The following is a 9,069-nucleotide window of genomic DNA, read 5'->3' on the forward strand; positions in this document are numbered from 1 at the left end:
GCTCGCGGTGCCGATGGCGCCCGCGGCGCCTGCCGGCGTCGTCAGCGCACCCGTCACCGTGCCGACCGGGCCGCTCGACAGCAGGCCGCCGAGCGTGCCCGTCACGTTGCCGCCCGGCGTCGTGACCGTGCCCGTAAGGCTGGCGCCGAGCGGCGTCAGCGAATTGACGAGGTTGGTGACCGGCGCCAGCAGGCCGCCGACACCCGCGCCACCGGTGCCGCTGGTGCCACTCGTTCCGCCGGTGCCGCTCGTGCCGCTCGAACCGAGGCCGCCGAGCGCACCCGTCAGCGAGCCGAGCAGGCCCGTGACCGGTCCGAGCGGGCCGCCGCTGCTCGTGCCGCTCGTACCGCCCGAACCGCTCGAGCTGCCGCCGCCCAGGCCGCCCGTCAGCGTGCCGAGCAGGCCCGTGATCGGGGCGAGCGGGTTGCTGCCGCCCGTGCCGCTGCTGGAGCTGCCCGCGTTGTTGTCGTGGACGAGGCCGCCGGTGGACGTCACCGTGTTGCCGAGCTGTGCCACGACACCGCCGAGGCCGGTGCCGACCGGGTTGCCGGTTGCGCCGCCGACCTTCGTGCCGGCGAGGGCGAGGCCGTTGCCGAGCGCGCTCAGCAGGCCGTTGAGCGGCGTGCCGAGCAGCGTGACGCCGCCGAGCGTCTGCGTGGCGCCCGGCGTCGTGACACCGCCGGTCAGCGTGTTCGTGATCGGGTTGATCACCTTGCCGACCTGCGTCTCGAGCTGCTGGACCGGCGAGCTGTTCAGCGCCGTGTTGAGGCCCGACGCGGTCGAGTTGACGGTGCCGCCCACGGTGTTGACGAGATCGCCGACGAGCGTCGTGACCGGCGACAGCGGCGACAGCGGGCCGGAGCCGAGGCTCTTCACCGCGTTGCCGAGGTTGTTGACCGCGCCGCCGGCGCCGGTCAGCAGGCCGGTGGTCGACGTCAGCGTCGGTCCGAGCGGGTTCGCCGACACGCCGATCGAGCCGAGGCCGGCCGCGACGCCGTTGCCGAGCGCCTGCACGCCGTTGCCGAGGCTCGTGACCGCGTTGCCGACGCTGTTGGCCGTCGTCGGGTTCGTGCCGGGGATCTGCACGCCGCCGATCACGCCGCCGCCGTTCGCGACCGTCGTACCGACTGCCGTCACGAGGTTGCCGGATTTCTGGAGGACATTGCCGAGCGGGGTGACGCCGGTGCCGGAAGTGCCCGAGGTGCCCGACGTACCGGAGGTGCCCGAGGTGCCGGAAGTACCCGAGGTGCCGGAAGTGCCCGACGTACCGGAAGTACCCGAGGTGCCGGAAGTACCCGAGGTGCCGGAAGTACCCGAGGTGCCGGAAGTGCCCGACGTACCGGAAGTACCCGAGGTGCCGGAGGTACCCGACGTACCGGAAGTGCCCGACGTACCGGAAGTACCCGAGGTGCCGGAGGTACCCGACGTACCGGAAGTGCCCGACGTACCGGAAGTGCCCGAGGTGCCGGAAGTGCCCGACGTGCCGGAGGTACCGGACGTACCGGAAGTGCCCGACGTGCCGGAGGTACCGGACGTACCGGAAGTGCCCGACGTACCGGAAGTGCCCGACGTACCGGAAGTGCCCGACGTACCGGAAGTGCCCGACGTACCGGAAGTGCCCGACGTACCGGAAGTGCCCGAGGTACCGGAAGTGCCCGAGGTGCCGGAAGTGCCCGACGTACCGGAAGTACCCGACGTACCCGAAGTCCCCGAAGTCCCCGAACTACCCGAAGTCCCCGACGTCCCACCGCCCGACGTACCCGAAGTCCCCGAGCTGCCGCCCGTCCCTGACGTGCTCGGCTTGATCGTCGGCGGGGTCGTCGGTCCATCGACCGAGCCGCAACCATATAGTGCGAGCAGCGACGAGACGGCCATCGTTACCGTCGTCTTCTTGAAGAGTGTGTGCATGTTGGCCTCGACATTGGAAGTGTGTCCAAGCCTCCTCTGCAAATTCCGCGCCACGACAGCATTCGCGAAACGGTGTCGCGCTTTATTGCAGGAATCGGGAAGATCGGCGCGATTTAAACGGAGTAACGGTGCTTTCGCGCGACGGGCATGCTCGGTGCGCGGGCGCGGCGGTTGCGATGTTCCCGTAAGCCGCCGTAACGCGCGGCGCGATGTTACGTAGCGTTCGATATCGCGTTGCGCGGATGGCCTCGAACCGAGGGCCGCATCTTTGACGAAACGCGCCGGCCCGATGAACATGGCGCGAAATCCCCGGCTGCCGGCGACGCCGAAGCGGCCACGACTCCATACAGGACCCGGACATGAGCGAACAGGACAGGGAAAACGGCAAGGCGCGACGAATCGACGTGATGGGCGAGGCGTTCGTCGAGCGCGCGATGCGCGACCTCGACGGTTTTTCGCGCCCGCTGCAGAACTGGCTGAACGAGCACGCGTGGGGCAGCACGTGGCAGCGGGACGGGATCGACCTGAAGACGCGCAGCCTGTGCACGTGCGCGATGCTGGCGGCGCTCGGCCGCGGCACGGAACTGAAGGGTCACATTCGCGGCGCGCTCAACAACGGCGCGAGCCTCGTCGAGATCCGCGAGGTGTTGCTGCACAGCGCGCTGTACGCGGGCGCGCCGGCCGCGGTCGAGGCATTCCGCAGCGCGCGGGAGGTGATCTCGGATCTCGGGCTGTCGGTGCCCGACGACGAAGCCTGATTCCGCCGCCGCTTCGACTGCACGGCGGGCGCGGAATCAGGCGCGGTTTCGCTGGTTTCGCCGGTTCCAGGCTCAGTGCGCGACGCGCGCTGCCTGCGGTGCCGCCTCGGCCGGGGCGGCGGCGACTTCGAGCAGCCAGTCGGCGGTGGCCTCCGGAATCGTGACCGGCAGCATGTGCCCGCCCTCGACGACCTTCAGCCGCACGCGCGCCGATTTCTTCGCGAGCGCGTCGCCGTGCTCGCGCCAGTTCAGGATCGGATCGGCGCGGCCGTACAGCACGTCGACCGGCAGCGCGAGATCCGCGTAGCGGCGTTCCATCGCGGGCAGGTCGACGGGTGCCGACAGCAGGTCGGTCGCCGTCGCGTAGAACACGTGCGGGCGCATCCCGAGCAGGCCGCCGCCCTTGACCGGGAAGTCGCGCGGCACGTCTTCCGGCGCGAACACCTGGCGCACGGCCTTGCGGCCGGTCAGGATCGTCAGCGGGATCGCGAAGGTCCACGACACGAAGCGGCGCACGAGCGGCGAGGGCAGCATCAGCGGCTTGAACGGCGCAGGCGGCTCGGTCTGCTGGTGCGACAGCGGCGCGATCAGCGCGAGCCGGCTCACGCGGTCCGCATGGTTGAGGCCGACGGCAAGCGCGATCGCGCCGCCGAGCGAGTGGCCGACCAGCACGGGCTTGTCGAGCCGCAGCGCGTCGATGAACGCGGCGACCGTGCGGGCCTGCGCGAACACGTTCGCCTGCGAAGCCGCGCCGCGCAGCGAGCGGCCGGCGCCCGGGCGGTCCATGAGGATCACGCGATGCCGCTGCGCGAGCCGTGCGAGCGGCAGGTACGCGAAATTGCGCAGTTGCCCGGCGAGCCCGTGGACGAACACGATCGGCGGGCCGTTACCGTATTCGACGTAGTGGATGCGGTCGCCGCCGACGTCGACGAAGCGGCCTTCGGGCGGAAACGCGCGCGTCACGCGACGGGCCACGTAACCGGTAAACAGCGCGAGCGCGGCGAGCGCCGCGACGACGCCGAGCAGGACGTTCTGGATCAGATGGAGCGTAGGGGTCATGTCGGCCTCAACGGGGTTCGAGTGCGGGTTCGGCAACCGGCGCCGCGGCGGCCGTGCCGGCTTTCGCGCGGCGTTCGAAATGCATCGCCGAATCGGCGAGCGCGCTGAACTTCAGCGAGGCGAGATCGCGCACGTAGTTCTGGTGGAATTTCCACGGCTTGCGATGGCCCTGCTTCGGCAGGATGCCGGCCGCGCGCTGGATGTAGCCCGAGCTCAGGTTGACGGCCGGCACGTCGCCGAGCTCGCCGGCGCCGAGCCGCGGCACGCACGTGTCGAAGTCGTTCGCGCGCATGTGGTTGAGCAGCCGGCATACGTAGCGCGCGATCAGCTCGGCCTTCAGCGTCCACGACGCGTTCGTGTAGCCGAACGACGACGCGAGGTTCGGCACGTCGCTGTACATCATTCCCTTGTACGACACGGTTTCCGGCAGGTCGACCGCGCGGCCGTCGACCGTGACGCGCGCGCCGCCGAGCATCTTCACCTTCAGCCCGGTCGCGGTGACGATCACGTCCGCGTCGAGCTGCTGGCCGCTCTTCAGCTTGAGGCCGGTCGGCGTGAAGCGCTCGATCTCGTCGGTGACGATCGACGCGCGGCCCGCGCGGATCGACTTGAACAGGTCGCCGTTCGGCACGAGGCACACGCGCTGGTCCCACGGCATGTAGCGCGGCGTCAGGTGCTTCGCGACATCGAAGTCGGGGCCGAGCTGCTTGCTGGCCGCGCGGATGATGAACTTCTTCGTCTGGTCGGGCTTGCGGCGCGACACGTTGTACAGGTAAATCGTCAGCAGCACGTTCTTCACGCGCACGAGCCGGTGCGCGAGCCGGGGCGGCAGCACGCGGCGCAACGCGTTCGCGATCTTGTCGCGTGCGGGCAGCGACACGATGTAGGTCGGCGAGCGTTGCAGCATCGTCACGTGCTGCGCGTCGGCCGCCATCGACGGCACGAGCGTGACGGCCGTCGCACCGCTGCCGATCACGACGACCCGCCGGTTCGCGTACGACAGATCCTTCGGCCAGTGCTGCGGATGCACGAGCTTGCCTTCGAACGTGTCCATCCCGGCCCAGTCGGGCAGGTAGCCGGCGTCGTAGTCGTAGTAGCCGCTGCACATGAACAGGAAGCGGCAGGTGTAGACGAGCGTGTCGGTCGTGCCGCCCTGCGTGCGCTCGATGCGGACCGTCCAGCGCGCGCGGTTCGAATCCCAGTCGGCCGCGACGACTTTCTGGCCGTAACGGATCGTCTTGTCGATACCGTAGGTGCGCGCGGTGTCGCGGATGTAGTCGAGGATCGTCTGGCCGTCGGAGATCGCCTTGTCGCTGTGCCACGGGCGGAAGCTGTAGCCGAGCGTGAACATGTCGGAATCCGAACGGACGCCCGGATAGCGGAACAGGTCCCAGGTGCCGCCGATCGCGTCGCGCGCCTCGACGATGGCCACGCTTGCATACGGGCAGCGCTGCTTCAGGTGATACGCCGCGCCGATGCCGGACAGACCGGCACCGACGATCAGCACGTCGAGGTCGCGGCTGTCCCCGGGGGCGGGCGGCGCGTCGCGCCGGTCGGTCGTCGTCGAGGTCATGCGGGGTCCTTGGTGGGCGTGGTCGCGAGCGCGGCCGGGGCTTCCTTCGGGCGGAGGTTGCGGGCCCGGGCGCGGCGCACGTGGCGCAGCATCAGCCACTGGTAACCCGCGCCGAGCAGGCGCGCGATCCTGTCGAGCCGGCGTGCGTCGGCGCCGACGAGCACGCGGCGCGCATTGCACTCGACACCTGCGAGGATCTGCCGCGCGGCCTCGTCGGCCGTCGTCGCGTTGATCAGCCGGTTCGCCTGGCGGCGATGGGTCGCTTCGTCCTGGCCCGTGAGTGCGTGGATGCTGGTATCGACGCGGCCCGCGTCGACGATGTTCGTCGCGACGCCGCCCGGATGCACGCAGGTCGCGCTCACCGGCGCGCCGTCGAGTTCGAGCTCCATCCGCAGTGCCTCGGTAAAGCCGCGCACCGCGAACTTGGTCGCGTTGTAAGCGCTTTGAGTTGGCATCGCGACGAGCCCGAACAGGCTCGACGTATTGACGACGTGACCGTCGCCCGACGCGCGCAGGTGCGGCAGGAATGCCTGCGTGCCGTGCACGACGCCCCAGAAGTTGATGCCGACGATCCATTCGAGATCGGCGATGCCCGCGGTCTCGGCGCTGGCGGCCAGCGACACGCCCGCGTTGTTGAAGATCAGGTTGACCTTGCCATGCCCGGCGCGCACGAAATCGGCCCACGCGAACACCGCATCGCGGTCGGCGACGTCGAGCCGCCGCGTGCTCACGCGCACGCCATGCTGGGCGCAGGCGGCCGCCGTGCCGGCGAGCCCGGTTTCGTTGACGTCGGCGAGCGCGACCTCGCAGCCACGCCGCGCAAGCTCGACCGCGAGGCTGCGGCCCATGCCCGAACCGGCGCCCGTGATCGCGGCGACCTTGCCGGAAAACCCGTTCATCCGTTGCTCCTCCCGTTCCGCTTGCCCCGTGCCGGCGGCGCGTCTAATGTGGTGTTGGTCGTCACCACTTTAGTTTTCGGGTGTCCTGATGTCAAATAGCGGAATGGAGAAAGCACTCGAAACGGAAAAACGGGGCCGCTCGTATGGCGGCGTGGCGCCCGAGGTGCGGGCCGCCGAGCGGCGCGACGCGCTGATTCGCGCGGCGACGCGTGTGTTCGGCACGGTCGGGTTCCGCAAGGCGACGGTACGGTCGATCTGCCAGGAAGCGAAGCTGAACGATCGCTATTTTTATGCGGCGTTCGACAGCACCGAGGATTTGCTGCGCTGCACCTACCTGCATCACGCGCAGCAGTTGCACGAGGCAGTCGAGCGGGCAGTGGCCGAGCGCGGCGGCGATCTGCGCGAGAGCATCGATGCCGGGCTCGCCGCGTTCTTCGCGTTCCTGCGCGACCCGTGCGCGGCGCGCGTGCTGCTGCTCGAGGTGATGGGCGTGAGCGCGGACACCGACATGACCTACCAGCGCATGCTGATCGACTTCGGCAAGCTGATCATGGCGATCGGCGCGCCGCGCGAAGCGGCAACGCCCGCGGAGCGCACCGAGCAGCGGCTGATCGGGCTCGCGCTCGTCGGCGCGATGACGAACGTCGGCGCGGCGTGGCTGCTCACGGAATATCGCGATCCGGAAGCGCAGATGGTCGCGAGTTGCAGGAAGGTGCTGTTGGGGACGTTGCGGGAGATAAGCTGACCGGATGGTGTCGCGTTGTTCCCGGCATGTCCGCCGGCAAATTGCAGGTTCAAAGTCAAAATAAAGAAGCTGCTACACGGCGCACGGCACGTCGGATTGTCTCTTTTTTGATTTGATTCGGTTTGCGTGTGACGATGAGCGGGTTAAAACAATCCGGATCAAATTAAAAAGGCGGCGCAATGCAAAAAGGCAGTTCGCATTGCGCCGTTCATGGCGCGAAATCCTCAGCGCCCAGGCACCTCGATCAGGAACCCGTGTATCCCCCCGGGTTCGGCCTTCACCGTCCCGGCGATACTCGGTCGTCGTGCCGCCGCTGGTCTGGCCGGCGCTGCCGACCCGCCGGCACGTCGCCGACACGTTGTCGCCTGCCCGGCTGAACGCGCCCGTGTGCCGGCCCTGGCCGTAGCAGCAGTGCCCGGTGATCCGGTTGCCGTTGGCCGCGTCGACACGAATCGACGGTGTGGTTCCCGATGAAATTGCGGCAGCTTACATTTCAAACTCCTTGATTGATTTAATGAGTCGGAGAATTGAAGTGCTTCGGCAAACGCAGGTCAGCGAATTGCCATGAAAAAGTTTAGTGGATAAGCCGAAAATAAAATATCGAATTTTTTGGATTCAATAATCTCGTTTATTCACGGTTGCGGAGCGGATCGAAAGCGAACTGGAAGCGAGGGGAAATCGCCGCCTGCCGGCATTGCGCGGGCCGGATCCGGTCGGGCGCGCCGGGCGGCCGTATGCGGCACGCAAGCGCTTGCGTGCCGTGCCGATGAGCCGGCTCACGCGCGCCGATTGAAAACGGAGGTCTGGCGCTCGCGTTCGCCCGTGATCCAGTCGCCGAACAACTGGATCTTCTGCTGCTGCTCGGCGCCGCCCGGATACACGAAGTAATAGCCCATCCCGGTCGGCATCGACACGTCGAACGGCGTCACGAGCCGGTGCGCCGCCACGCTTTCGTCGACGAGCGTCCGGTCGCCGATCGCGATGCCGTAGCCGTCGATCGCCGCGTGGGTGGCGAGGTCGAGCGTCTCGAAGCTCAATCCGCGCGTCGAGTCGACGTGCGGCGCGCCCGCATGGTCGAGCCACCGTTTCCAGTCGCGGTGATCGCGGGTCGGATGCAGCAGCGTATGGTCGGCCAGATCGTCGACGCTTGCGAGCGGATGCCGGTTCAGCAGGTCCGGCGAGCATACCGGCGTGAGCCGCTCTTCGAACAGCGGGATCGCATGCATGTCGGGGCCGGCGCCGGGGGCGTAGATCACCGCGGCGTCGAACGGCTCCATGCGGAAATCGACGTGATGGCCCCAGGTCGTCGTGATCTGCACCTGGAGTTCCGGGTGCTCGGACTGAAACCGCATGATCCGCGGCAACATCCACTGCATCATGCAGGTCGGCACCTTCAGCGCGAGCTCGGTGCGCCGGCGCGACAGGCGCATCGATACCTCTTCGATGCGCGCAAAGCTCTCGCGCACCGTCGGTAACAGCAGCTCGCCTTCCGCCGTCAGCGTCAGTCCCTTTGGCGTGCGCTTGAAAAGCGGGAACTGGTAGAACGCCTCCAGCGCGAGGACCTGCCGGCTCACCGCACCCTGCGTCAGGCACAGCTGCTCGGCGGCGCGCGTGAAGCTGCCGTGGCGGGCGACGATGTCGAAGATCTGCAGCGCGTTGAGGGAAGGTAGTCGTTTCATCGGAAAGGCCGGCATGGAACGGACGATCGGAAGGGGCGGGTGCGGCGCGTCGCGGCAGCGTTCAGTGCAGGATCTTCGCGAGGAAGTCCTTCGCGCGTTCCGATTTCGGATGCGAGAAGAAATCGTCCTTGCGGTCGTCCTCGACGATCGCGCCCTTGTCCATGAAGATCACGCGATGCGCGACCTTCTTCGCGAAGCCCATCTCGTGCGTGACGACCATCATCGTCATCCCTTCCTGCGCGAGTTCGACCATCACGTCGAGCACTTCGTTGATCATCTCGGGGTCGAGCGCGGACGTCGGCTCGTCGAACAGCATCGCGATCGGATCCATCGACAGCGCGCGCGCGATCGCGACACGCTGCTGCTGGCCGCCCGACAACTGGCCCGGGAACTTGTGCGCGTGCGCCTTCAGGCCGACGCGGTCGAGCAGCTTCAGGCCCTTCTCGTT

8 protein-coding genes are annotated in these 9,069 nt (G+C 68.1%); 2 read left to right on the forward strand and 6 right to left on the reverse strand.

Annotated features, from left to right (window positions below):
- On the reverse strand, positions 1-1,908 hold a 1,908-nt coding region (locus tag DPV74_RS36015; RefSeq protein WP_119338917.1), incomplete at its 3' end, for a collagen-like triple helix repeat-containing protein.
- A 359-nt stretch (positions 1,909-2,267) separates the two neighbouring features.
- Between DPV74_RS36015 and DPV74_RS36020 the strand changes: the two genes are divergently transcribed.
- Complete coding sequence (locus DPV74_RS36020; protein WP_027790880.1) at positions 2,268-2,666, forward strand: carboxymuconolactone decarboxylase family protein; 399 nt, start codon at positions 2,268-2,270, stop codon at positions 2,664-2,666.
- Positions 2,667-2,738: 72 nt separating this feature from the next.
- On the opposite strand, the gene DPV74_RS36025 is transcribed toward DPV74_RS36020, so the two are convergent.
- Genes DPV74_RS36025 through DPV74_RS36035 form a run of 3 tightly spaced genes read right to left on the reverse strand, consistent with a single transcriptional unit; the run spans position 2,739 to position 6,197 of the window.
- Positions 2,739-3,725, reverse strand: a complete 987-nt coding sequence (locus DPV74_RS36025; protein ID WP_059697148.1) for an alpha/beta fold hydrolase — start codon at positions 3,723-3,725, stop codon at positions 2,739-2,741.
- A gap of 7 nt (positions 3,726-3,732) precedes the next feature.
- Entirely contained in the window at positions 3,733-5,298 is a 1,566-nt protein-coding gene (locus DPV74_RS36030; RefSeq protein ID WP_119338915.1) for an NAD(P)/FAD-dependent oxidoreductase, read from the reverse strand.
- Positions 5,295-6,197: an SDR family oxidoreductase gene (locus DPV74_RS36035; protein ID WP_119338916.1), complete on the reverse strand. Its 903-nt coding sequence runs from the start codon at positions 6,195-6,197 to the stop codon at positions 5,295-5,297. Before DPV74_RS36035 ends, DPV74_RS36030 begins: the two co-directional genes overlap by 4 nt.
- 103 nt (positions 6,198-6,300) lie before the next feature.
- On the opposite strand from DPV74_RS36035, the gene DPV74_RS36040 reads away from it, so the two are divergent.
- Complete coding sequence (locus DPV74_RS36040; protein ID WP_226149778.1) at positions 6,301-6,942, forward strand: TetR/AcrR family transcriptional regulator; 642 nt, start codon at positions 6,301-6,303, stop codon at positions 6,940-6,942.
- Between the two features lie 776 nt (positions 6,943-7,718).
- Here the strand turns inward: DPV74_RS36040 and DPV74_RS36045 are convergent.
- The gene (locus DPV74_RS36045) at positions 7,719-8,621 is read right to left on the reverse strand and encodes a LysR substrate-binding domain-containing protein (protein ID WP_060196759.1); all 903 of its coding nucleotides are present in this window, start codon (positions 8,619-8,621) and stop codon (positions 7,719-7,721) included.
- Between the two features lie 61 nt (positions 8,622-8,682).
- Positions 8,683-9,069, reverse strand: a 387-nt coding sequence (locus DPV74_RS36050; RefSeq protein WP_162923235.1) for an amino acid ABC transporter ATP-binding protein, incomplete at its 5' end; no start/stop codon positions are given.

Origin of the sequence: Burkholderia sp. HAN2018, from assembly GCF_024704855.1 — a bacterium.
Classification (GTDB): domain Bacteria; phylum Pseudomonadota; class Gammaproteobacteria; order Burkholderiales; family Burkholderiaceae; genus Burkholderia; species Burkholderia cepacia.

Excerpts from the sequence above, each read along its gene's own strand:
- DPV74_RS36035 (WP_119338916.1), bottom strand. The coding sequence starts at position 6,197 with ATGAACGGGTTTTCCGGCAAGGTCGCCGCGATCACGGGCGCCGGTTCG.
- DPV74_RS36040 (WP_226149778.1), top strand. The coding sequence starts at position 6,301 with ATGGAGAAAGCACTCGAAACGGAAAAACGGGGCCGCTCGTATGGCGGC.
- DPV74_RS36020 (WP_027790880.1), top strand. The coding sequence starts at position 2,268 with ATGAGCGAACAGGACAGGGAAAACGGCAAGGCGCGACGAATCGACGTG.
- DPV74_RS36045 (WP_060196759.1), bottom strand. The coding sequence starts at position 8,621 with ATGAAACGACTACCTTCCCTCAACGCGCTGCAGATCTTCGACATCGTC.
- DPV74_RS36025 (WP_059697148.1), bottom strand. The coding sequence starts at position 3,725 with ATGACCCCTACGCTCCATCTGATCCAGAACGTCCTGCTCGGCGTCGTC.
- DPV74_RS36030 (WP_119338915.1), bottom strand. The coding sequence starts at position 5,298 with ATGACCTCGACGACGACCGACCGGCGCGACGCGCCGCCCGCCCCCGGG.